Origin of the sequence: Bartonella tamiae Th239, from assembly GCF_000278275.1 — a bacterium.
In the GTDB taxonomy this organism is placed as follows: domain Bacteria; phylum Pseudomonadota; class Alphaproteobacteria; order Rhizobiales; family Rhizobiaceae; genus Bartonella; species Bartonella tamiae.
This window is the reverse complement of the sequence record NZ_JH725147.1, coordinates 449,414-474,659: the sequence shown is the minus strand read 5'-3', so window position 1 is coordinate 474,659 and position 25,246 is coordinate 449,414. Positions and strand designations below refer to the sequence as shown.

The 25,246-nt window shown below is 37.8% G+C and carries 14 protein-coding genes; 7 read left to right on the top strand and 7 right to left on the bottom strand.

Features of this window, described 5'->3' with window-relative positions:
* Positions 1-100: 100 nt before the first annotated feature.
* A complete protein-coding gene (rfbA, locus tag ME5_RS02215) occupies positions 101-988 on the top strand; it encodes a glucose-1-phosphate thymidylyltransferase RfbA (protein WP_008038018.1) in 888 nt (295 codons plus the stop codon).
* Between the two features lie 424 nt (positions 989-1,412).
* Positions 1,413-2,447: a dTDP-glucose 4,6-dehydratase gene (gene rfbB / locus ME5_RS02210; RefSeq protein ID WP_008038016.1), complete on the top strand. Its 1,035-nt coding sequence runs from the start codon at positions 1,413-1,415 to the stop codon at positions 2,445-2,447.
* A 197-nt stretch (positions 2,448-2,644) separates the two neighbouring features.
* Here the strand turns inward: rfbB and thpR are convergent, their stop codons facing one another.
* From thpR to ME5_RS02195, 3 genes are all read right to left on the bottom strand, one after another.
* Entirely contained in the window at positions 2,645-3,190 is a 546-nt protein-coding gene (thpR, locus tag ME5_RS02205) for an RNA 2',3'-cyclic phosphodiesterase (protein WP_008038015.1), read from the bottom strand.
* An 88-nt stretch (positions 3,191-3,278) separates the two neighbouring features.
* Positions 3,279-7,970, bottom strand: a complete 4,692-nt coding sequence (locus tag ME5_RS02200; protein ID WP_008038014.1) for a translocation/assembly module TamB domain-containing protein — start codon at positions 7,968-7,970, stop codon at positions 3,279-3,281.
* The gene (locus tag ME5_RS02195) at positions 7,970-9,892 is read right to left on the bottom strand and encodes an autotransporter assembly complex protein TamA (RefSeq protein WP_008038013.1); all 1,923 of its coding nucleotides are present in this window, start codon (positions 9,890-9,892) and stop codon (positions 7,970-7,972) included. Before ME5_RS02195 ends, ME5_RS02200 begins: the two co-directional genes overlap by 1 nt.
* A gap of 380 nt (positions 9,893-10,272) precedes the next feature.
* Here ME5_RS02195 and ME5_RS02190 point away from each other — a divergent pair, with 380 nt between their 5' ends.
* Positions 10,273-11,805, top strand: coding sequence for a YifB family Mg chelatase-like AAA ATPase (locus tag ME5_RS02190; RefSeq protein ID WP_008038012.1), 1,533 nt, complete (start codon positions 10,273-10,275; stop codon positions 11,803-11,805).
* 479 nt (positions 11,806-12,284) lie between these two features.
* Here ME5_RS02190 and dapD read toward each other — a convergent pair whose 3' ends face one another.
* The 3 genes from dapD to ME5_RS02175 all read right to left on the bottom strand — a co-directional run bounded on the left by dapD (position 12,285) and on the right by ME5_RS02175 (position 16,538).
* Entirely contained in the window at positions 12,285-13,133 is an 849-nt protein-coding gene (dapD, locus tag ME5_RS02185) for a 2,3,4,5-tetrahydropyridine-2,6-dicarboxylate N-succinyltransferase (protein WP_008038011.1), read from the bottom strand.
* Between the two features lie 380 nt (positions 13,134-13,513).
* Positions 13,514-14,866, bottom strand: coding sequence for an NADP-specific glutamate dehydrogenase (gene gdhA / locus ME5_RS02180; RefSeq protein ID WP_008038010.1), 1,353 nt, complete (start codon positions 14,864-14,866; stop codon positions 13,514-13,516).
* A gap of 1,057 nt (positions 14,867-15,923) precedes the next feature.
* The gene (locus ME5_RS02175) at positions 15,924-16,538 is read right to left on the bottom strand and encodes an acyl-homoserine-lactone synthase (RefSeq protein ID WP_008038007.1); all 615 of its coding nucleotides are present in this window, start codon (positions 16,536-16,538) and stop codon (positions 15,924-15,926) included.
* Positions 16,539-16,687: 149 nt separating this feature from the next.
* On the opposite strand from ME5_RS02175, the gene ME5_RS02170 reads away from it, so the two are divergent.
* Positions 16,688-17,461 carry a helix-turn-helix transcriptional regulator gene (locus tag ME5_RS02170; RefSeq protein WP_008038006.1) on the top strand — a complete coding sequence of 258 codons (774 nt, stop codon included), beginning with the start codon at positions 16,688-16,690 and terminating at the stop codon, positions 17,459-17,461.
* A 26-nt stretch (positions 17,462-17,487) separates the two neighbouring features.
* On the opposite strand, the gene ME5_RS02165 is transcribed toward ME5_RS02170, so the two are convergent.
* A complete protein-coding gene (locus ME5_RS02165; protein ID WP_008038005.1) occupies positions 17,488-17,889 on the bottom strand; it encodes a hypothetical protein in 402 nt (133 codons plus the stop codon).
* Between the two features lie 743 nt (positions 17,890-18,632).
* Between ME5_RS02165 and ME5_RS02160 the strand changes: the two genes are divergently transcribed.
* The 3 genes from ME5_RS02160 to ME5_RS02150 all read left to right on the top strand — a co-directional run bounded on the left by ME5_RS02160 (position 18,633) and on the right by ME5_RS02150 (position 25,224).
* The gene (locus tag ME5_RS02160) at positions 18,633-18,884 is read left to right on the top strand and encodes a hypothetical protein (protein ID WP_008038004.1); all 252 of its coding nucleotides are present in this window, start codon (positions 18,633-18,635) and stop codon (positions 18,882-18,884) included.
* 834 nt (positions 18,885-19,718) lie between these two features.
* The gene (gene phoA / locus ME5_RS02155; protein ID WP_008037997.1) at positions 19,719-21,134 is read left to right on the top strand and encodes an alkaline phosphatase; all 1,416 of its coding nucleotides are present in this window, start codon (positions 19,719-19,721) and stop codon (positions 21,132-21,134) included.
* A gap of 649 nt (positions 21,135-21,783) precedes the next feature.
* On the top strand, positions 21,784-25,224 hold the full coding sequence (locus ME5_RS02150; protein WP_008037996.1) for an acyl-[ACP]--phospholipid O-acyltransferase: 3,441 nt from the start codon (positions 21,784-21,786) through the stop codon (positions 25,222-25,224).
* Positions 25,225-25,246: the final 22 nt, after the last annotated feature.

Here is a 25,246-nt window from a genome sequence, read left to right as displayed (position 1 = left end):
AGTACTTTCGATAAAAATCGTCAATAAATCGTCCTGATGTCGTCTATAATAAATAACCATATGGATGAAATATGGCGATAAATATACTTAAAGGTGTTTTATGAAAGGTATTATTTTAGCAGGAGGCAGTGGTACACGCCTTTATCCCGCGACGCTTGGCGTGTCAAAACAATTAATGCCTATCTATGATAAACCTATGATCTATTATCCGCTTGGCGTATTAATGCTCGCAGGTATTCGAGATATTCTGGTCATTTCAACACCAAGGGATTTACCATTATTCCAACAACTTCTTGGAGATGGTAGTGCCTATGGTATTTCATTATCTTATGCCGAACAGGCGCATCCTAATGGTCTTGCGGAAGCCTTTATTATTGGTCATGATTTTATTGGCAACGATTCTGTTGCTCTTGTTTTAGGTGACAATATTTTTTTTGGTCATGGCCTACAAAAACGTCTTACCGATGCACAATCTAGTTCACAAGGGGCAACTGTTTTTGCCTATCATGTTGAAGACCCAGAAAGATATGGTGTTGTCAGTTTTGATAAAACCACTGGCTTAGCACAATCGCTCGTTGAAAAACCTGAAACGCCTCTGTCTAATTGGGCGGTGACGGGTCTCTATTTTTACGATAACGATGTCGTTCATCATGCTAAAAATTTAAAACCTTCGCATCGTGGTGAACTGGAAATTACTGATATTAACCGCATGTATCTTGCAAACAATCGTTTAAACGTTATCCGTCTAGGACGCGGTTATGCCTGGTTAGACACAGGCACACATGATAGCTTACACGATGCGTCTTCCTATGTGAGAGCGATTGAAAAACGTCAAGGCATTAAAGTGATGTGCCCAGAAGAAATAAGCTTTGAATTGGGTTATCTCACAGCTGATGATGTCTTAAAGCGCGCTCAGTCTTTAGGTAAAACTGACTATGCGGACTATTTGAAACACCGTATAGCAGAAATTACAAATGATAGAGATTAATTAATGGCAGCTTAATGATTTTTTTACACATCATTCATAAATTTTGGTAACAATGATTATTTGAAAGATATCCAATGAAAACCATTTTTGTAAACATGGTTTTAAAGATTATTTTTTGCGAGACAATGACGCTTTTTATTCGCAAAATTTCAAAATTATTTATTATAAATTGGTGTACCGCTATTAACAAATAATTTGAAATCGTTTCATATACGAGTAGTGTTTACACAATAATTTTAGCACTGGGAAAAAAATAATAAATTTTTTAAAAGGTAAAAATATTTATCAATCGAAATATAAGCAATTTTTTCAATTTGATGATTTTTATATTTTTTATAAAATTACCTTTTGATCTTATAAACATAAAACTGTCAAAAAAAGTTTTTAAAAATACTGATTGTTTTTAATATTTGGAGACAAACACTTGAAAATACTTGTAACAGGAGGCGCTGGGTTTATTGGATCAGCTTTGTGCCGCCATTTGGTAGCTAAAGGCCACCATGTTTTTAATGTTGATAAATTAACCTATGCGGGTAACCAAGCGTCTTTAAAGACGATATCTAATGCCCCAAATTATCAATTTCATCATCTTGATATTGCCGATAGTGATGAAATTTCGAAAATTCTTAACGATCAACAAATTGATGCCGTTATGCATCTGGCCGCAGAAAGCCACGTCGATCGTTCCATTTCAGGTCCTTTAGCATTTATTGAAACAAATATTTTAGGAACGTTTCGTCTTTTAGAAACTGTGCGCCATTATTGGGAGAATCTTCCACTTGAAACAAAAAAAACGTTTCGGTTTCATCACATCTCTACTGATGAAGTCTTTGGAGATCTTCCATTTGATCGTGGTGTTTTTACAGAAGAAACACCCTACAAACCTTCTTCTCCCTATTCGGCCTCTAAAGCATCATCAGATCATCTGGTAAGAGCATGGCATCATACTTATGGATTGCCCGTTGTCCTTTCTAATTGTTCCAATAATTATGGACCTTATCATTTCCCTGAAAAGCTTATTCCATTGGTTATTCTTTCTGCATTAGATGAAAAGCCACTGCCAATTTATGGGAATGGAGAAAATATTCGTGACTGGCTTTTTGTTGAAGATCATGCAAATGCTTTAGAAACAATCGTACTTAATGGTAAAGTTGGCGAAAGTTATAATGTTGGTGGCAAAAACGAGCGCACAAATTTACAAGTTGTTGAAACGATTTGTGATACACTTGATCGCTTAAAACCGCGTAAAAATGGCAAATCCTATCGTGAGCTTATTACATTTGTTGCAGATCGTGCCGGACATGACCGACGCTATGCCATTGACCCGAAAAAAATTGAAACAGAACTTCAGTGGACGCCACAAGAAACATTTGAAACAGGTTTGGAAAAAACTATCAAATGGTTTTTAGATAATAAATGGTGGTGGCACCCTTTGCGCGAAAAAGCAACAATACGATAATTTTTCATCGAAATTATGAAAGAATGTGTGTTATAATGCACCGAGATGAGCAGTTGCTTAAGCAATATTTAAAGCATGAATAATTACGTCAAAGTTATCACTTTTGGTCATCCAGAGTTTTATTTTACAGATAAAGCATTCCTTGAAAAAACGTTTTTTTATTGCATGGGTATTTTAGTTTGATGATAGAGTTCTATTTAAGACAAACTACGAGATAAATACCAGCTTTCTTCGATGATATAAGGACCACCGCCAACAGACTGACGTGATGACATTAATGTAAAGCGGTTAATTTGAAACGGCATGGTCGAAAAATTACCACGTGAGCTAAGGTAAGACAGTAAATCATCATGCTGAACGTTACGCAAACGCGCTATGGTGACATGCGGCACATATTTTGTCTTATCAAATTTTAAGCCTAATCGTTTAGCGATACGATCAATCTCCGCTTGCAATAACAAAAGCTCTTCACATGGTGCCACACGTGCAAACAATGAGTGAGGTTTTTTAGAGCCAAAAACTTCAATCCCTAAGAGCTTTATCTCAAAACTTTTCCGTTCAATCCGATCAAATGCAAAAACCAATTCGTCAGCTATAATATTATCGATATCACCAAAAAACCGTAAAGTAATATGGTAATTTTCAGGTTCTATCCAACGCGCTCCTGGTAATCCGCCACGTAACAAATTAAGGGATAATGTTGCGTCCTGCGATATTTCCAATGCCGTAAAAAGTCGTGGCATACGAATCCTATTATCTAAATTTTAAATAATCACACCGTTAGTCGATAAAAAATAATACGATAATAATACATATATATGAACACCAATATTAATAATCTTTTTCGTAAAACACACCAACACTTGAATCTCCTTCAGATCCTAAGGCTCCGCGTGCTTTCATATTTTTTGATATATCAAGATTAACCGTTCCTTTTGTATTGCCGCCAGAACCTGCTTCAACGCCAAGATAGATATTATCTCTAATATAGCGTCCAGCCCGAACACCAGTATTCCCTTGCGCATCAGTTACCAAATCAAGATCATCTAATCCCGTACTTGAACGTAAAGCACCAAGCAAAGATGTATTAGTAACACCTGCAAGTTCTGCCGCAGCTGAAGCAAGTTGAGCAATTTGGAAAGGAGATAATTCACCAATCGAACGATTAAAAATCAAGCGCGCTAAAACTTCATCTTTTGGAAGTTCCGGAGTGGATGAAAAACTAATATCAAGCGCATCAACCAACCCACTCACGGTTATTGTTACCGTAATATCACTGCCTTGACTCGTCGCAACAAAATGAACTTCAGGATTGAAATTACCCGTCAAGGTTACATTGCCTTCACTGAAGTCCAGTCTTTGCGATAAAATATCAAAACGACCGCGCAACATTTGGAATCCACCAATAGGATGAATATCATTAGCTGGTCCGATTAAACCAATCCCGCCACCAAGCTCAACATCAAGCCCCATACCTCTTACGAAAATTTGGTTTGGCGCTCTAATGCGCATTTTAATTTGTGGCATTGATGGACGATCTACTGGAACAGGTGTTCCTTCAGGACGCGTTTCAATTTGCGCACGTTCCAAAGTTGTTTCAATAGGTTGTGTAAGATTTTTATGTTTAACATTAATAAGTGCAGCTCCACCCAAACGATCTGGAACACTTATTTCTGCATGTTCTATTGTTAAATCACCACCAATGAGAGGATCGCGCAAAAGTGATCCTGTCACCGAGAGCGTACCATCAACTGTTGCAACAATCATCGCGCCATCACTATAGCGCAAATGATTTAATTGAACGGCAATATTAGCAGGCATTTGGGCAGCGATATTTGTTGAAACTGTTCCTTTTGCTCTAATATTACCACCAGCGGAGGATGATGCGCTGACATTTTCTATAACAATTTGATCCCCATTAAGATTTGCTTGAACATTTAAGTCGTTTAATCTTAAATTGGTTGCTGCATCTATAAAAGTGCCTTGTGTTACCCGAAGGTTACCGCCCAATTGTGGTTGAGAAAATGAGCCTTTTACCGTCGCATCAACGGTTGCAGAACCTGAAATCTGTGCGCCACGTTCTGCTAAAATTTGATTAGCGATTGCCAAAGGTGCACCACCTCTAACGTAAAGATCAAGACCATTTCCTGAAACAGGAATACGGCCATTGGCTGAAAGATTAAGATTTTGTGGCCCATTGGCTTCAAATTTTTCTAGATTAAGAACAGAATTATTATAAGATCCATTGATCGCCAATTGTATCGGCGCCAATCCATGACTTGCGATAATATTTGCAGTCAAGCCTTCCCCTGCAAAGTTAAACCGTGCTGAAGGATTAGAAAGCAAACCGCCAATATGGGCGCGTCCATTAATTCTACCGCCGAGATTTTGCTCATCAACAAATCCATTAACAAGTGCTAGAGGCAAATCATTTAAAGACACATCAATATCGATATTGCCTGCACCTAAAGGCAGTTTTCCTTCTGCATTAATATCCAGCCCACCCCCTGAAAGATTGGCATTTAGAGCGAGTGCATTGCCTTCCATTTGTCCTTTGGCATTAAGCTTAACTGCTGTCACATTTTTTTCTCTTAATGCAGCAATTGTCAAACCTTGACCTTTAAGATTAAAGGCAACATCTGGTTTTGATAATGTTCCTTTTATGTCAGCCTTACCTGATAGTGTCCCTGAAGCGCCTAATTTTTCCATGACAAGATTAGCAAGAGAGACAGGCAGCGCATTCATTAAAATACGCAAATTTAAGGATTGGCCTATGATTCCATCGAGCGATAAAGTGCCGCCATTGCTATCGAGTAAAAAATTATCAATCTTATAACCATCTTCCAAAAAGGAAATACGCGCGGGCTGTTTTAACATTATACGCTGACTGTTTTGTATAAAGGCGAAACTATTAAGATTGACAAACATTTGTTTGCGATTTTGAGGATCAGGATAAACCAACGCTCCTTGAAGATTGGCTTGCATATTTTTTTCAAGCGTTGTTGCGGCACTAAAATTTGTTTGTCCATTAAGCGTCTGTGATCGCGCATTGACACTTTCAATGGCAAAATTAGGCAAATGAATCGCTTTGGCATCAAAATGGCCATCAAGCTTAACCTGACCAAAAAGATCGCTTAAAGCTGCTTGAACGTCAATATTTTTAATTTTATTGCCTGCGACATTCAAATTATCAACTTGTGCTGTAAGAGCAATGTTTTGTTTATTATTGTCGTTTTTTAAAACAATATCGCTCTGAATACTTCCTTGTCCTTCACTTAAAGCCAATGCAGCAAGGGTTGAAATATCGGGCGCATCAATTTTTATATGCCCATTCATCAAACCTTCTATACCACGTATAACGTCGGCAGTGATGCGCGTATCACCAAGCGTTATATCAATACCTTGTAAATTAAGTCCACGAGGATTTTGATCAAATTGACCCGCTAATAAAAGCTTTTGACTGGCAAATTCTCCCCTACCATCAAGCGAGCCTGTTAAATAAGACGCATAGGGCGATGTATTATCAAAAAGAAGATTGGCAAATAAAATGGTATTTTGCATCTTTTTGCTTGCAAGCATTGCATCTTTCACAGATGCACCAATGCTTAAAGTCATTAAACGGTTATGACCACGTGCTGCGCCTTTTAAAGAAATTGGTCCTTGCATACGTGGATCAATAAGACCAAGATCAGCAAGATCTATACCAAAATCCATATGAGTTCTAACACTTGAGAAAAAGCCATTTGCACTTATATGAATTTTATCGTTCCCAAGCATAAAATTGCGAGTTGTTATGCCCCTAGCATTACGCATAATACCGCCAGAAAGGCGAAGATTGCTTTGCAGCAGACCATCTGCGACTTGAACACCTGTCTTTATATTTTGCGTTGTGCCATTTAGATCAAAATTAAATGCACCATTCGTTAAAGCAAATGTGCCGTTGCCTTGCACATGAAGCGCACCTTCAAGCGGTTGACCACTAACCAATGCAAAGGCATCCAAACTGTCTGCTTGAACGCCAAAATCGCCCTTAAATACAAAGTCTTCAATAAACCCTTTAATTGAAGCTTTTAAACCGTTTGCACTCAACTCAATAGCACGGATATCAATCGGTTGATTGGCAATAATATCTGTATCAACAATAAGCTTTATGGCACTATCGCGTGCGGACGAAAAAGAACTATTGGTGGTTGTAATATCATGAATTCCACCATTTATTTGAACCCCAACATGACGTAAAGCTGGATCATCAAGATTTTTGCTTACTCCACCCATATCAAAAGTGATGTCTTGTGCATTAAAATTTGCATTGGCAAAATTACTTGCAATAAGACGCCCCTTCCAGACAGGTGAATTTTCACCACCATAATCAATATTTAAAGCAATATTATCAACGCGCGTTGTCCCACCAGAAACTGGCAAAATAAGCGAACCACCTTGAGGATTAGCAATCTTTGCATCAATCTTTAAACGACGTAAAAAACCATCTTTTAAAAGTGCACCTTGTGCATTAAAATTGACAGCACCAGAATGAAAATTGAGAACTTCTAAATCCATATTCCCTGTTTTATTGAGCAAAGCGCTCATATGCAAAGACGTTTCGTTACCAAAAAAGGAACGATAATCACTCGGCATCAAAGGAGATATTGGACCATTCAGATCAAATGAAACACGATGACCAATCTCTAATCCAGAAAGATGCAATTGCCCATTAAGAACAGGCTCTGCTCCTGTTTGCATTGCAAGATTTACCAATAGATTATCAAGTTGACCGTCACCATCAATCCGTAATTTTATCGCAGGACGATTTTCTACTTTTAAAATATTGGCAATGAGACCATTATCCGGTTCATCAGCTTGTACATTAATTTTTGCATGACCTTTTGTCATTGCAATATCCGCAAAAACGTCAAACAATCCTTGTGCATCAAGGCGCTGTATTTTTAATTTTGTCTTGAGATCGCCATCATCAAGCATCAAGCTTCCTTGAACAGAAAGTTGCGCGGCAAGACCAAGTAAATCGTCACTTAGCGCTATGGTTTTGACATGAACAGATTGAACATTGATCGCGAGAGGTAAATTAGGAATACTCAAACCATTCGATTGCGTTTCTTCTTTTGTCGCCGTTGGTAAAGGTTTACGCAAAACATCAATCCGTTCTGCTGAAAGAGTTTCAACAGATAAACGTGCCCGAATGAGCGCCAAACGGCTCCAATCCATATCCACATTGGTTAATTTTAACCATATGCCGGCACGATCAGCTATTGTGATCGAATCAATATGAGGATTGGAAGACAAAGCACCATCAAGGTTTGAAATTTTTATCTGGAGATCAGGCGTTGAAATCATATTTTCAATGAAGGATACCAACCATGATTTATCTTCATCTATCGTCTGTTGATCCACAATTTTTGTGTTTTGCTCGTCATTTTGTGATGTGAGAGTTTGAGCAATAACAAAATGGCTCAATACAAATAAAAAGAAACCAATCAGTAACGCATAAAGTGAAGAAATCTTGATCATTAGAACGCCTGCCCTATGCCAATATAAAATCCAAGGTCGGGATCGCCTTGTTCGCGATCAAGAGGTAAAGCCAAATCAACACGCAAAGGTCCGAGACCCGTCAAATAACGCCCACCAATACCTGCCCCTATTTTTGTGTTTTCTGAAAAATCAGGATATGAATTTTCTCCCACGACACCAACATCAACAAATCCAACAAGACCGATTGTGTCTGTAATCATTGTTCGAATTTCGGCCGAACCTTCAACAAGTGAACGTCCACCAATTGTATCGCCTGTATCCGTCTTAATACCGATGTTACGGTAACCATAACCACGCACAGAGCCGCCGCCACCAGCAAAAAACAACATGTCGGATGGCAATTCTTTAATTTCTGCGCCTGTGATTGTTCCTATTTTCATCCTTGTGGCAAAAACAAAGCGGTCTTTAGAATCCAGCGAGAAATAGGCCCGTCCCTCTGCGGTTGCTTTTCCAATAAAATTGCCATATTGCATTTCATAAACAGGCTCAAGAACAAGTTCACCATAGAGTCCACTTTTTGCATTAGCCGCATTATCACGGCTATCGTAAAGAAGACCGCCCAATAAACCGAATGTTGTAAAATCACGGTTGCCAAAATAGTCATCTTCGGTTTTTGTTTGCGCTGCATTAAAATATACGCGTCCAGATAACTCATCAGAAAACACATGTGTTAAACCAAACTGGCCAGCAATACTCGTTGTTGTGTAATTGTCTAATACTTCACGCTGAGCCTTTAAACCGGCTACCAGATCCGTATCTGGTGTAATCACACCGGGCCGTGTAAAGGATGTACCCAACATATAACTAAAGTTTTTTGGATTATACGAATCAGACTGATTGCCTCCAATACCGCTAATGCGTGCGTCAAAACGCAAACGCTCGGCATGACCAAAAAGATTGCGGTGCATCCAATAAGCTTCAAAACCCGCACCATCAAGAGTAGAATAGCTACCGCCTACACCAAAACGGCGCGGTAGGCGCTCTTGCACAACTAAATTAAGCGGTAAAGTACCATCAGGATTAATTTCATCCGCTTCCCGCACACTTGCTGCTCGAAAAACATCAAGCTTGGCTATTCTTTTATTGGCTTTGCTTAAATCATCAGGATCATATTCCTCACCCTCTTTAATACCTGTCATCCAAGCAACATAGGCTGAATCCATACGAGGGTTTTTTGAAACATTGCGCACTGTTAAAGGCCCATAATGAGCTTTTTGTCCTGGATCTACCTCAATATCGGCATCAATTGTTTGGTTCGCATGATTGGCGACAACTTCATAACCCTTTGCACTGGCTTTGGCATAACCTTGCTGACGCCATCCTTCAATGGCCAACTGTTCCGCTTTAAAGACAGATCCTGATTTTGCAACATCACCAGAGGCAAAGCCTGAATCTTGTGGCAAAGCAACTTGATCTTTTTTATTATCAGTCGGTGGGGCTAATTGATGCACAATTGCTTGACCAAAATGATATTCTGGACCTGTATCAATTGTAATAATAATTTTCGAATTTTCAGGCAAATCCGTATCTGCACGCAAAGTAGCTGCTTCTTGACCATTTACAGTAATGCTGATTGTTCCACCATAACGGCCTTCAGCATAAAGTGCGGCCAAAATTTTTTGATAATCCCCACGCGCTTTTGCCAAAAGACCCGCTGAACCTGAGGCTGGTTTCTTTTCATCCCCCACAAGGGACGAAGCAGCTTCAGCCGTTTTTATTCCCTCTTCTGGTGCACCCGGTGCAGCTATAACCTCAACCTCATAATATTTTGGTATGCCAATCACATCATCAGCAGGGTCTTCTTTTTTTTTCTCCCCCCATAAATGAATACCAAAAAGTGAGAAAGCATTAGCGTCTTGCGGAACGACACACGTCACCGCAGCACCCACAATAACGGCCATTGTGCTTCCTGTTCTCAACCAAGATTTCGCTCGATTTACTATCAAAACTGTTACTCTTACACGTCTTACTCTTTAATCAATATCCATTATTGGTCAATAAGATCATAACATTATAGTCTTATTAACACCAATCAGGACAAGGCGTTTTATAAAGTTGCCTATATCACAAAGCGAACATTATTTATACCATTATGCACATCACTTTGCGTTATCTTTGTCAAAGAAGTGTTAAGCAAAGCCTTTTTTTATATTATTTTTTGCTAAAACTCAGCTAACGTTCTTGAAATGTTCTTGAAATCTTATAAAAAACATGATTGTATCATTTTGAAACATTTATCAGTGAAGATTTTGTTTAAAATTTTTTGAGGAGATACGCCACAATGGTAGCGCGCATCACAACAGTAGCATTTCGTGGCGTTGAGGCTTTGCCTGTTGATGTTCAAGTCATGATTGCCCCTGGCAAAATGGGAATATCAATTGTAGGGCTTGCTGATAAAGCTGTTGCAGAAAGTCGTGAGCGGGTGCAGTCAGCTTTACATGCATGTGGTTTATCCATGCCTGTAAAACGTGTGACGATCAATTTAGCACCTGCTGATTTACCGAAAGAAGGCTCACATTACGATTTGCCTATTGCCGTTGGTCTTATGGTTGCTATGGGAATTTTACCGCGCGAAATTGAAGACCACTATATCATTATGGGAGAGTTGTCTCTAGATGGCTCTATTGCACCTGTGAGCGGTGTCTTGCCAGCTGCAATGACAGCAAACGCACTGGGGAAAGGATTAATCTGTCCACAAAAATGTGGCTCTGAAGCAGCTTGGGCTGGTTCAGATCTTCAAATTCTTGCTCCACATAATATAGTGTCATTGGTCAATCATATGAAGGGCGCACAAATTCTTTCAACGCCAGAACCCAAACGCTATCATTTACAAGACAATCTTCCTGACCTTGCTGACATTAAAGGACAAGATGTTGCCAAGCGCGCACTGGAAGTGGCTGCGGCTGGGCGTCATAATCTTTTATTTGTTGGACCGCCGGGTGCAGGAAAATCAATGCTTGCACAGCGTTTACCTTCCATTCTTCCACCGCTTGACGCACGTGAATTGCTTGATGTTTCTCTTATTGCTTCAATCGCTGGAGAAACAACACAAGGATCTGTTTCGGTACACCGTCCTTTTCGCGCCCCTCATCACTCTGCTTCAATGGCAGCTATGGTTGGTGGAGGTTTAAAGGCGCGTCCTGGTGAAGTTTCCTTAGCGCATAATGGTGTCTTATTTTTAGATGAATTTCCAGAATTTTCACCACAAGTGCTTGATTCCTTGCGTCAACCTTTAGAAAGTGGTGAATGTGTTGTTGCACGTGCTAATCACCATGTAAGTTATCCTGCGCGCATTCAACTCATCGCCGCAATGAATCCCTGCCGCTGTGGCATGGCAGGAGAGCCAGGGCATGTTTGTGCAAGAGGACCACGATGTCAAAGTGATTATCAAGCGCGCATTTCTGGTCCTTTACTTGATCGTATTGATTTGCGCATTGATGTTCCTGCTTTATCAGCGCTTGATCTTATGCAACCCGCAAAATCCGAGCCAAGCTGTGTCGTGGCAGCGCGTGTGGCAAAAGCACGTTTTATCCAAGCCAAGCGTTTTCAAGAACTTAATGTTGATCATATTCGTACCAATGGAGACTGTCCGGCTAATTTAATTGAAAATATTGCTTTAATTGATAAAAGTGCAACACAATTATTACGAGAGGTCAGCGAAAAAATGCGGCTTTCAGCGCGCGCTTATCATCGTATTTTAAAAGTAGCACGAACAATTGCTGACCTTGATGCCTCCCATAATATTGACCGACATCATTTGGGCGAAGCCATTTCCTATCGTATGGCAAATGAACGTTTGGTCACTGCTGCTTAACCACATCTCTTATGCTAGAATATACTAAAGTCTTTCTTCATACATACATATAACTTGAGTGATGATACAAAACTTATTGTAATCAATCTGCTTATCAGTTCGATATCCGATGCGACACTAAAATAGATTACAAGCAAACGCTCATAACATAAAAAGCTTATATTAAAATTTATCATTCAATGCATTATTTTGCATAGTTTCTTAAGCACTATTTCAAGTACCACTCTTCATCAGCAATTTTATGAAATATCGTCATTTATGGCCATTTTATGCATTTTTGATACTCATAAATTCATAGCTCTTTGTTTGTTACAAAATATTCATAACAACAATTAAATCTTATTGTTCATTTGGCTTATGATATAACTACTTGAAAAACCTAGCAAACTATTTCAGTGCTTATACATAATAAAGTGATGTCCTTATAACGATGTCATAACGTTCAAGAATGATTTCTATACACGTCTTTTTTTCAAAGTTTAAGCACGCAAAAGATCGTTAATTGACGTTTTCGAGCGCGTTTTTTCATCGACGCGTTTAACAATAACGGCACAATAAAGACTAGGACCTGCTTGTCCATTTGGCAATGCTTTTCCCGGCAAAGTTCCAGCGACAACAACGCTATAGGCTGGAACTTCCCCATAGAAAATATCACCTGTTTCACGATCAATAATTTTAGTAGATTGACCGATAAAAACCCCCATACCAAGTACGGCGCCTTCACGAATAATGCAGCCTTCGACGACTTCAGAACGTGCACCAATAAAGCAATTATCTTCAATAATGGTTGGCCCTGCTTGAAGTGGCTCTAAAACACCGCCTATGCCAACCCCTCCAGAAAGATGCACATGTTTCCCAATTTGCGCACATGAGCCAACTGTTGCCCAAGTATCAACCATAGTGCCTTCACCAATATAAGCTCCAAGATTAACAAAAGAGGGCATGAGAACAACATTTTTACCAATATAGGCTGAATGTCGTACAATTGTATTAGGAACAGCGCGAAGACCAGCATTTTCAAAATCGGATGCTTGCCAATGATGAAATTTTGATGCAACTTTATCCCACCATGATGCACCATCAGGACCACCATTTATCAATCCCATCGCATTGATACGAAAAGACAATAAAACGGCTTTTTTAAGCCATTGATGCACATGCCATTTCCCATTATCTTGACGCTCGCCAACACGGACAATACCATGATCAAGTAGGTTTAATGTGTGTTCAATCGCATCTCGCACTTCACCCTTTGTAGATGTCGTAATAGTGTCGCGCTCTTCAAAAGCTTTATCAATAATAGTTTCCAACTGAGAAAGATTGGTCATAGAACGAGACTCCGTTTACATTATAAATCGTGAAGTTTACTTTTAACAAAGGTTAAAAAACGTTTATTAAATACGCTATAATGGTCTAGAAACATCCGTCAATAGTGTCAGTCTTCTTTTTTTAAATACAAAGACATTTCAAACTGAAAATTTTTAAATTTGATCTTCTATTCAGATTAAAAAGACGCAAGATATAAAAATAGAATTTTTTAAACATTGAGCATCAATGTTTATTTCATTTCTAATTTACCAAACATAAAAATTCTAAAAATTTCATTTTAAAACCCAAATATATAATCGTAATTTGTTTTAAAATAAAAGAATTTTATCAGCTTTTCGTTATATCATCTTTACACAAAGACACGTATAAAAGAGCGTGATTAAATCACGCCCAAAGCATCCATGGCAGAAGCAACACGCACAAATCCAGCAATATTCGCACCAGTTACATAATCACCTGTTACACCATATTCTTCTGCTGTTTGTGCGCAAAGATCGTGAATATTATGCATAATTTCAGCAAGACGTGTTTCTGTTTCTTCAAATGTCCAACTATCGCGTGAAGCATTTTGCTGCATCTCCAACGCTGAAGTGGCCACGCCACCAGCATTAGCAGCTTTAGCTGGTGCAAAAAGAATACCGGCTTTTTGAAATTTTTCGACCGCTTCAGGTGTAGAAGGCATATTAGCACCCTCACCAACCGCAATCACTCCATTTTTGATCAACATATCGGCGTCTTTTCCTGTTAATTCATTTTGGGTAGCAGATGGCATCGCAATATCACAAGGAACAGACCAGATTGTACTGTCTTCTTTATAATAACTTTTACCACCTTTCAAAGTTACATAAGTTGAAATTCGCTCACGACGCTGCTCTTTGATCTCTTTAATAAGATCAAGATCAAGACCATCTTCATCAACAACAAAACCATTTGAATCTGAACAAGCAATAACTTTTGCACCAAGTGACTGCATTTTTTGAATTGTGTAAATGGCCACATTGCCAGAACCAGATACGACAACCTTTTTACCTTCTAAAGTGTTGTTTTTGGTTGATAACATACGCTCAACAAAATAAACAGCTCCAAAGCCTGTGGCTTCCATGCGCGCACGAGAGCCCCCATAAAGCAATCCTTTGCCAGTGATTACTCCAGCTTCATAGCGATTGGTAAGACGCTTAAACTGTCCAAACATATAGCCAATTTCACGCCCCCCGACACCTATGTCACCCGCAGGAACATCAATATATTCGCCAATATGGCGATAAAGTTCCGTCATAAAAGACTGACAAAAGCGCATAATTTCACTATCGCTGCGGCCACGTGGATTAAAGTCTGATCCGCCTTTGCCGCCACCGATAGGTAGACCAGTAAGTGCATTTTTAAAGGTTTGTTCAAACCCTAAGAATTTAATAATGCCAACATTGACTGATGGGTGAAAACGCAATCCGCCCTTATAAGGACCAAGAGCGGAATTAAATTGCACGCGAAAGCCGCGGTTAATCTGTACATCCCCTTTGTCATCCACCCATGGAACGCGGAAAATAATTTGTCGTTCAGGCTCACAAATACGCTCAATTAAACCGTTTTCGGCATAGCGAGGATGTTTAGCAATCACGCGTCCAAGCGATCCTAAAACTTCATGAACGGCTTGATGAAATTCACCCTCATTTTGATTGCGCTGTTCTACCTGATTAAGAATAATTTCCAGCTTTTCATTATCGCCTATGCTCATGATACTTTCCTTAAACTTTAATTACTTTTTCATTATTTAAACTTCTCAAATGAGATTTTATCAGATTCTATATACGTCCATAAATGGAGAATATGCGTTTTGCACTTTTGTTTGTCTCATTGATTCCTTTGTATTTTAATATGCAAAACATCAATATGAGAGAATTTTAAATGCGCACCCAAACTAAACTTTATGGAATAAATAAATTTATGCAAGATAAGTTTTTAATATTAGTCAAAGCAGATTCTGACGTATTTTATCTTTCTGCCTTTGAACACCGCGTCTCTAAATGCAATCTTATAAATTGAGCGTGTGTTAAAAAACAAAAATCAACAATCTCTAGACGATAAAAATCATTATGACGAAAGTAAGCCTTCGTCGTTTAAACAATAAAAGATATATGGCATATGTCTTTTTAGCTAAGAATAAAGATAAGGATCGATCATCAAATGGATTTCAAGCATGAAAATAAAGTCTTAAAGAAAAGCTGAACATAAAGATTTAAAGCAATAAAACAAAAATTTTATTCTTCTCATTATTCATATGCTTTCCTAAAAAAAGATCACTTTTTTAAGCAAAGAAAAAGCGATGGTGTCCGCGGCGGAAATAAAACAATATATTTAAAAAATAACTTATGAAAAAGTGAAGGCAATACAAGGCATTTTTTTAAGGTTTTTTTAAACATTGCCCCCACCTAAAAGTGGATTATTTTCATATTTCATAATTCATATTTGTTTACCCGCTTTTAAAATAAAGTAATTATATCAAAATATTTTACTTCTTTGTTTAAAAAAAAGGTAAGTTTGTTTTCTTTTTATTAAATGTACTATAATAACAATATCAGTTATTTTAACAACTTACAAGATTAAATAATCTCAAAAATAAGACTAAAGAAGATAAATAATCTGTTAATAATTTAGAAGAAACTTCGTACGATAAAGTGCTATATAAAGTGTTTCTTTAAGAATGTTATCATTTAAATAACAAGCTTCAATATAACTTAATTCAAGTATTCTATCTAATTCTTTAATTTCTTTAATCATATTAGCCCTTTCTATTATAACTGTAATGTCTTTTGTATACCAATTGATTGTCCCAACCTTACCCACATATTTTCACTGACTTCAAACAATGATGCATAAGTCATAACTTTACCAATTTTTATAGGACCTCCAATAATCTGAGCAGGACAATTGATACGTTTTAGCAATCTTGCCATTCTCGCGTCATACACAGTAACAATAAACTTTAATCCAGCGATTAGACCGACCTCGGCTAGACCGCTCAATAATTCTAAAGTTACACGATTGACAAATAATTTTTCATCATCAGAGTTTTTATGTGTAATTTCAGGATTAATACAGAATCTTGAGCTTTCCCAAATTAAAGGACTTTCTATTTTTCCATCAGGTATGAGTACACCGAACACATTACGCAACATATTTGGGCCGGTTGTAGGTAAAAGACGCAGAGAACCTTGCAATTTATTATCTTTATCTACTGATACTAAATAAAGAGGATTTAATTCGTCAAATACATCTTTTTCATAACCATCTTTTACAATAACGTCCCAATCAAGACGTTCCTTAAATATTTTAGCGCGAACACTAAACATTTTGTTCATTAATTCATAATTTTCGTTGTATTGGTGGTATTGTATAATCTTTAACATTATTTTTCCTAAACTTTATTTCAACGAAAAAATAATAATCATTAATATATTTTAAAATCCACCCTGTAATATTACGGTATTAAACAGTTTCTTATTAAAATAAGAGACAAATTTTGTTCAAATCATTAAACAGATTAGGATGAATATCAATGAATTATATATATAAATTTATGAATAAGTCGACAAATAGAAATATAGAATTAGATATTCTTAAAATAATAAGTTTCGAATCATTAAAAAACGAACTTTATAAAATAGTCGATTTTTATGATTTGAAACATGTGAGTTATTTTTCTGTAAATGATACAAAATCTAAATTTAAAGAACCAATATTTTTAACGACATATACTGAACACTGGCAATGTTATTATCGCGATAATAATTTATATCTTCATGATCCAGTTCTTTATCAAACTTTTAATAATGTGTTACCAACCGACTGGCGTCATTTCAATATTATCAAATCAAAGACTAAAAGCCTGATTTCTATAGCCCACGATTTTGGTGTAGGAGACTTCGGAATCAGTATACCAGTTCGAGGCCCATCAGTAGAACGTGCAGTGATTTCTTTTACTTATGATGGAAGCAAATCTGAATGGAATTCTTTTACGTCTGATAATTTAAAAGACTTGATCGTAGTCGCACAGTTAATTCATGCAGCAGCTTTAAGAACGGCAAATGATAAAGAAGCAAAAACATTTAAGCAAGAATTTAAATTAACACTACGTGAAAGACATTGTTTATATTGGGCTTCTCAAGGAAAAACAGCTTACGAAACGGCTGTAATTATGGGATTGTCTACTAATACTGTTCGTGCTTACATTGAATCTGCTCGCCATAGTTTAAGTTGTGTATCAATAACGCAAGCCGTTAGTAAAGCGATACAGTTTAATCTTATGCCAATTTATTTTAATAATAAGTGACCAATCTATAAGAAGAGAAATCAGAGTCATGTATTATGGTTAGTGTAATTTTTAATAATTTGTATAAATCCATCGATTAAAGCCGCGCCATCAGCAACAATTGAAGCAAGATAATCAAGCCGATCTTGGGTTACATTTAAATTGGCAAATCCCCATTCATTGCCAACAGAAACAATATTTGCAATTTCTTCGGTATCAATTTCAAATTCTTCATCGGCAGATTCTACAATCACTTCTTGTGACCATAAGGTTGGTCTAGCAGGGTCTGGGATAACCGTAGCACGAAAACTATATTTTGTAAGTGGTGCAAAACCTGCAAGCCGAACAGCTGTTTGTGTACCTAAAAGAATATGCGTGAGCTTATTGATTGGATCGGTTGTTTGCCAATATTCAATCTTTATACCTGTAACCGTCACATCGGTCAGCATACGCCAAGAAAGATCAAAAACAAAGACGACATGACTCGACCACGACCACCATAATTGCAGATGCTAGTTGACCGTCACGGCAATGTTGTTTGGTATGTTCGGATTCGTCCTAATCCTCGCATACGTATTAGTGGCGAATATGGAAACTAATAATTCATGGAATCCTATAGGGCAGCTATTAATGGTCAGGAAGTAAAAAACGTCAGTCCATCAAACCATTCGTTGCAATAGTTGATCAATTAGTATCGAAAAAACTCCGACTGGCTTTCTCTTGCTCCCACTACGCAGCGTTATCGCGAAAATATATTTTTGCAAGTGATCAAAAAAGCTATTACAAAAAGAGTATAACTGATAGCCGTGATGAACGATCAAAAACCTTAGCTCAGGCTGGAAACTTTCTGAAAACTATGAATGGTTTGTTTAAGTATGCGTTTGTTTCTTATTATATCACAGACAATCCATGTGAGGAAGTAAAATTTTAAAAATCAGAACAGCCATGGAATAAAGGCATGTGATGAAAATGATATTGAGGTATAAAAAAATGGGGAGACGGTACGAAGGAACACGTCTGGCTCTATGTACTTTTGTATACAGGTCTAAGACGTGGGGATGCTGTTGAACTTGGCCGTCAACATGTCCGAGATAAAACTGCGACAATTAAAACCGAAAAGAGCGGTTATAGAACAGAAGTTACATTACCAATACTACCTGTTCTTCAAAAAATTTAGGTAAAGGCCCTACTGGTGATCTTGCGTTTATTAGCGCCAGCAATGGACAGCCATTTACAAAAGAATCGTTTGGAAATGCTTTTCGTGATTCCTGCAATGCGGCTAGAATTAAAAAATCAGCGCAGCGCAACGCAGACTGCAAATTTAGGAACCACAATCTCGCAGCTTAAAGGATTATTTGGTTGGATTTCCGATGATATGCCATCACTTTGTACAAAAACAGCAGATCAAAGAAGACTGGCTGTAGAAGGCATTGATAATGCTTGATTTTAAAAACAAAAAATAAACGTTTTTGCCCTCACCTTTTATCATTTTTCCGTTACCTAAAATAAAAATCATATAAAACAATAACTTATGAATACAAAAATATGCGATGGTGTCCGCGGCGGGATTCGAACCCACGACCCCAGGATTCATACCACTACGGTTTTCACCGCCAAACCAGCTTAAAAGCATAGCCGTTTGTGGTCTGGACTGTCCCTTCACCATAGGGAGGGGTGGTTTCCCTTTAGGTGCTGCCCGTCCAGTCTCTACACCTTCCTTATAAAAAGAACGTTATAAATGACATTTAAAACATTCGAGTTTTATAAGGCTTGGCTCGGGATTGGCATATGGCATTGGCCATGAAGCTTTCCCCGACTTTGAGCAGATCCACTTATAAGTTTTCCCTATAAGCGCCCAATTATCGTTTTAGGAATCCTGTGCTCTATCCTACTGAGCTACGCAGACCCAATCGCACGGCTTGCATACCCATATTAAACCGTAAGATCAATCTTTTTATCAACAAGTCCATAGGGGACTTATTCAATTTTGCCTGATAACACCATTTTCAACGCATACTTACGTTTCAGATACATTTCAAAACATGGATTAAAATAGATTAAAAATAAAAAAGTCTTGATATTTGGATACTGATTTCACCATCATCCAAATTTTGAAATCGAATTTAATAAATACAATTTATTTTTACATGACTTAAACAAAATTTTTAATAACGGATCGTTTTATAAGCATTGTATAGTCATTAAATTTCAACCTAAATAAAACTGACATATAAGTTTTTTAAAAAGAAAATCCCAATATTAATAAAGGAATATGAGAATGGCAATTTTCTTAAAAAAACCGATTCTATTAGCAACACTCTTAAGTACTCTTTGCTACGGATCTTTGGCATCAGCAGATGTTTTATCAGAAAGGGGTGCCACTGGTGATATAAAGGTCTTTCGTGGTGCGACACGCTTAACTGGCGATCAAAGTACTGCATTAAAAAACGCCATTGAGAGCAAAAAAGTTAAAAATATTATTTTGCTTATTGGTGATGGTATGGGAGATTCTGAAATTACTGTTGCACGTAATTATGCTTTAGGTGCTGGCGGTTTTTTTAAGGGCATTGATGCTTTACCTTTTACGGGTTCATATACACATTATTCATTGGATAAAAAGACGCATTTACCAGATTATGTAACAGATTCTGCCGCTTCTGCAACGGCATGGTCAACAGGCGTTAAAAGCTACAATGGTGCTCTTGGTGTTGATGTATACGAAAAACCTCATCAAACCATTTTAGAAATCGCAAAAAAGGCAGGAAAAGCAACGGGTAATATTTCTACAGCAGAAATTCAAGATGCAACACCTGCCGCTTTGTTTTCTCATATCACAGGAAGAAAATGTTACGGTCCTGAAGAAACTTTAAAAACATGCGCATCAAACGCATTAGAAAATGGCGGCTTAGGCTCTATCACAGAACAATTAATTACAACGAGAGCAGATGTCACTTTAGGTGGTGGTCTCAAAACGTTTCAAGAAGTGCCTAATTTTGGCGAATGGAAAGGAAAAACACTTGAACAGCAAGCCACTGAACGCGGTTATGTTATAGTAAAGAATTTAAAGGAACTTGAAAAAATAGAAAATGCCAATCAAGACCAACCACTTTTAGGTTTATTCGCACAAGGCAATATGCCTGTTCGATGGAAAGGACCAAAGGCAGAGTATCATGGCAATATCAATAAAGAACCGGTTAAGTGTCAAATCAATGATAAGCGTACTGCGGATATTCCAACATTAGCAGCAATGACTCAAAAGGGCATTGAACTTTTGAATAAAAACCAAAATGGCTTCTTTTTACAAGTTGAAGGTGCATCTATTGACAAAGAAGATCATGCTGCCAATGCATGTGGACAAATTGGCGAAACGGTCGATTTAGATGAAGCCGTGCAAGTTGCATTAGAATTTGCAAAAACCAATGATGACACTTTAGTGATTGTGACAGCTGATCACGCTCACTCGAGCCAAATTATTCCTGCAAAAGCTCCAGTGCCGGGTTTAGCGCAAGCTTTATTAACAAAAGACGGTGCAATCATGGGTATAAGCTATGGGAATAGCGAAACAGATAGTCAAAATCATACAGGAACACAAATTCGTATTGCCGCCTATGGTCCAAATGCGGCTAATGTTGTTGGATTAATTGACCAAACGGATTTGTTTTTTATTATGAAAGATGCATTTGGTATTAAATAATTTTTACAGCGAGTAAATGGTCACTGTACTGAGATTAAACTGATTTTGATAAATGAATCATTACAATCTTGGTTCGGGATCTAAAAGAAAAAAAACCTTATCCAGTCATTATAAAAAAACTGCGGCCTTATGGGTTTTCATCCGTGAGGCCGTTTGCCATAATTTTTAAGTGTACTTATCAAAACTATCGCATCATAAAACTTTTCTTTTTTGCATATTTTCTCATACTAAAGATGTACACATTATAAAAATGATCACAGTGACATCAAACCAAGCATCAAAAAACAAAAATTAAGTTATTTTAATGAAAGGTTATGTGTCGTTTTTGTATCCATTTAAGTTTTATAATTTCATACATCCAAAATAATTTTTAAAATTCCCATTTCACATTTATGCATCCTATAACCGTGTATAAAAGATTAAAAAAAACGTAAAAATTTAAAAATGCAATCTTTTCGACAAAATAGTATCGTTTCATTTTGTAAAACCTTATTTATCACTTTAAACATAATTCAATAGACATATGGCACTCTGTAAGAAGAGTGTAAAAATTATTACTAAATTGAACATTGTTCATTTATTATTGCATTTTTTATAAAACTGCTTTAAAAATGAACAACGTTCAATTTAAAAGAGGAAACAACGGACCATGCAAAATATGACCAATGATGATCAATTCATACCAGCGCATGATACCTCAAAACTCATGCGTTCGCGCCGTTTTGCACCATTATTTTGGACACAATTTTTTTCAGCTTTCAACGATAATTTTGTAAAAAACACTTTGGTTTTTTTGATTCTTTCCGTCGTTGTGCTAGAAAATCAGCCTGCTCTTATTACGCTTGCTGGTGGCGTGTTTTCACTTCCCTTTCTGCTTTTATCGGCAACTGGCGGTCAAATGGCAGATCGTTTTGATAAAGCTGTCATTGCTCGTTATATTAAATTTGCAGAAATTTTTGTAACAGTCTTAGCAGCAATTGCGCTTCTTCTTTCCTCTGTTACTTTAATGATGTGCACTTTGTTTTTATTTGGTGTGGGCTCAGCTCTCTTTGGTCCCGTCAAATATGCTATATTGCCAGAACAAATGAATAAAGAGCAACTTCCTAAAGCCAATGCTTGGGTTGAATCGGCAACCTTTATCGCTATATTGGCAGGAACGCTTTTTGCAGGGCTAACATTCGGACTCCATAACGGACCGCAATATCTGCCAGCACTTTTAATGCTTATTTTGGCCATTCTATCTTGGTGGACTAGTCGCCTCATCCCACTAAATCAACCTGCTAAAGCGGATTTAAAGGTTGATCCCAATATTGCACGCGCCACATTTTCACTTTTAAAAATTCTTGGATCTGACAAACGGTTGTTTATTGTTGCCTTGATGGTATCTTGGTTTTGGTTCGTTGGTGCTATGCTGCTTTCTGTCATGCCTGCAATGACCAATCTTTTGGGTGGTTATCATCATGGTTTCACATTATTTTTAACAGTTTTTGCCATTTGTATTGCATTAGGCTCTGCCATAGCTGCATGGCTATCTGCTGGACGAATTGTCTTATTGCAGTCTGTCGTTGGAACATTCATTTGTGGGCTTGCAACTATTGATTTAGGGTTTGCTATTCGTGGGCTTGATACAACATTTCAAGTAACCACATTTCAAGAATTTCTTGCCCATCCTGGTCTTTTTCGTATTACATTCGATCTAGCACTCGCCGCAATTTCTGGTGCCTTTTTGGTTGTGCCAGGTTTTGCAGCTTTGCAAGCTTGGGCAAAGCGTGATGAACGCGCCCGTGTGATTGCAGCAAACAATATTTTAAATTCTGCTATCATGGCTATTGGAGCAGCACTTGTCGCTTATATTCAATATTTAGGTGTAGCACTTGATGTTATTGTTATTGGTCTTGGCATTGCCTCTCTTATCGCCTCAGCCATTATGTTAAAATTTATGCCAACAAATGGTTTTCGCGATTTTGTTTCCATTCTCTTTAGAGCATTTTTCCGTCTTGAAGTTAAAGGGATGGATAATTTTGCACAAGCAGGTGATACACCCATTCTAGCGCTTAATCACGTTTCTCTTCTTGATGGTTTATTAGCTTTAGCTGTATGTGAAACAACAGGCTATAAAAATCCAGCTTTTGCTATTAATAGCGAGATTGCAAGACGTTGGTGGGTGCGTCCTTTTTTACTATTTATAAACGCCTATCCTATGAATCCGACACGGCCCTTAGCCGCGCGTCGTTTAATACACAAAGTCAATGAAGGTTCTCCCTTGGTCATTTTTCCAGAAGGGCGTATTTCTGTCACTGGCGCTTTAATGAAAGTTTATGATGGAGCGGCGATGGTTGCAGATAAAACGCAATCCAAAGTCGTACCCATAAAAATTGATGGTTTAGAACGGACTTTTTTTTCACGCCTTTCAGGCATTCAAACACGCCGTTCTCTTTTTCCTAAAGTGCGTGTGACCATTACCAAACCTGTTAAATTTAATCTTGATCCAGAGTTAAAAGGCCGCAAACGCCGTCAGGCTGCAGGTAATGAACTCTATCGCATTATGTCAGATCTTGTTTTTACAACATCTGGCAAAAATGGAACGCTTTTTGAAGAATTAGTAAAATCCGCACATAATTACGGCCGTCACACTACAATCATTGAAGATCCACTTAATGGCTCAATGAATTATGGTAAAATGTTGACAAGTATTCGTGCTCTTGGTGTAAAATTACACCAATTAACGCAACATGAAAAAACCGTTGGCGTATTACTTCCCAATTCAAATGTGACGGCGATAATGGTTTTTGCTCTCCAATCAGCGGGGAAAATTCCTTCAATGCTTAACTTTTCTGTAGGTCTTGCGACGATGCAAGCCGCAACAAAAGCCGCGCAAATCCAAACGATTGTGACTGCAAAAGCTTTTTTACGCCAAGCACGTTTGGAAGAAACCGCTGAAAAACTCTCACAGACTGGTATTCGCTTTATTTATCTGGATGAACTTAAAACCACTTTTACTTTAAAGAATAAAGTGGCAGCTTTCATTTGGCGCAATCAAGCCGTTGATAAAAGTATTAAAGCACAAGATGGTGCTGTGATTTTGTTTACCTCAGGCTCAGAGGGAACACCAAAAGGCGTCGTCCTCACTCATGCCAATATATTAGCCAATGCAGCTCAATGTGCAGCGCGCATTGATTTTAATCGCTCGGACAAATTATTCAATGTGTTACCTATGTTTCATTCATTTGGCCTCACTGCAGGAACGATTTTACCATTGATATATGGTGTACCTATTTATTTTTATCCCTCGCCTTTGCATTATAGAGTGGTGCCAGAGGCAATCTATTCTTCTAATGCGACAATTATTTTTGGAACGGATACTTTTTTAAACGGCTATGGTCGAAATGCTCACCCTTATGACTTACGCTCAATTCGCTATTGTTTTGCGGGTGCTGAACCTGTCAAAGCTTCAACACGTGAAATGATGATGAATAAATTTGGCATTCGTATTTTAGAAGGATATGGCGTGACGGAAACATCGCCTGTTTTGGCCATCAATACACCTATGTATAATAAAGCAGGCAGTGTTGGTAAATTATTGCCAGGTATAACAGCGCGCTTGGAGCCTGTGGAAGGGGTTGAAGAAGGTGGACGACTTTATGTTAAAGGTCCCAATATTATGGCAGGGTATCTCACTATAGAAAAGCCTGGTACACTTCTTCCACCGCATAAAGGTTGGCATGATACAGGCGACATTGTTGATATTGATGATCAGGGCTTTGTTACCATATTAGGTCGAGCAAAGAGATTTGCAAAAATTGGTGGTGAAATGGTATCGCTTTCTGCTGTAGAAATCTTAGCCAACCAATTATGGCCTGAAGCTGTTTTGGCCGTTGTATCCATTCATGATGAACGCAAAGGCGAAAGACTGATCCTTATCAGCGAAGATGAGAGCTTAAGCCGCGCGCCATTATTAAAATATGCCCGTGAAAATGGAGTAGCCGAAATTAATATTCCTTCAAAATTTATTCATGCGTCATTACCGCTTTTAGGTACAGGAAAAATAGACTATGTGACATTGAAAAAAATTGCTGAAAACCAAGCATAAAAACATTTTGCTATAAAAAAGC

Bases quoted from the DNA above. Each gene is read 5' to 3' on its own strand.
- ME5_RS02200 (WP_008038014.1), bottom strand. From the start codon at position 7,970: ATGATCAAGATTTCTTCACTTTATGCGTTACTGATTGGTTTCTTTTTA.
- thpR (WP_008038015.1), bottom strand. From the start codon at position 3,190: ATGCCACGACTTTTTACGGCATTGGAAATATCGCAGGACGCAACATTA.
- ME5_RS02195 (WP_008038013.1), bottom strand. From the start codon at position 9,892: ATGGCCGTTATTGTGGGTGCTGCGGTGACGTGTGTCGTTCCGCAAGAC.
- ME5_RS02165 (WP_008038005.1), bottom strand. From the start codon at position 17,889: ATGCTGACCGATGTGACGGTTACAGGTATAAAGATTGAATATTGGCAA.
- ME5_RS02190 (WP_008038012.1), top strand. From the start codon at position 10,273: ATGGTAGCGCGCATCACAACAGTAGCATTTCGTGGCGTTGAGGCTTTG.
- phoA (WP_008037997.1), top strand. From the start codon at position 19,719: ATGGCAATTTTCTTAAAAAAACCGATTCTATTAGCAACACTCTTAAGT.
- dapD (WP_008038011.1), bottom strand. From the start codon at position 13,133: ATGACCAATCTTTCTCAGTTGGAAACTATTATTGATAAAGCTTTTGAA.
- ME5_RS02175 (WP_008038007.1), bottom strand. From the start codon at position 16,538: ATGTTAAAGATTATACAATACCACCAATACAACGAAAATTATGAATTA.
- gdhA (WP_008038010.1), bottom strand. From the start codon at position 14,866: ATGAGCATAGGCGATAATGAAAAGCTGGAAATTATTCTTAATCAGGTA.
- ME5_RS02170 (WP_008038006.1), top strand. From the start codon at position 16,688: ATGAATTATATATATAAATTTATGAATAAGTCGACAAATAGAAATATA.
- ME5_RS02150 (WP_008037996.1), top strand. From the start codon at position 21,784: ATGCAAAATATGACCAATGATGATCAATTCATACCAGCGCATGATACC.
- rfbA (WP_008038018.1), top strand. From the start codon at position 101: ATGAAAGGTATTATTTTAGCAGGAGGCAGTGGTACACGCCTTTATCCC.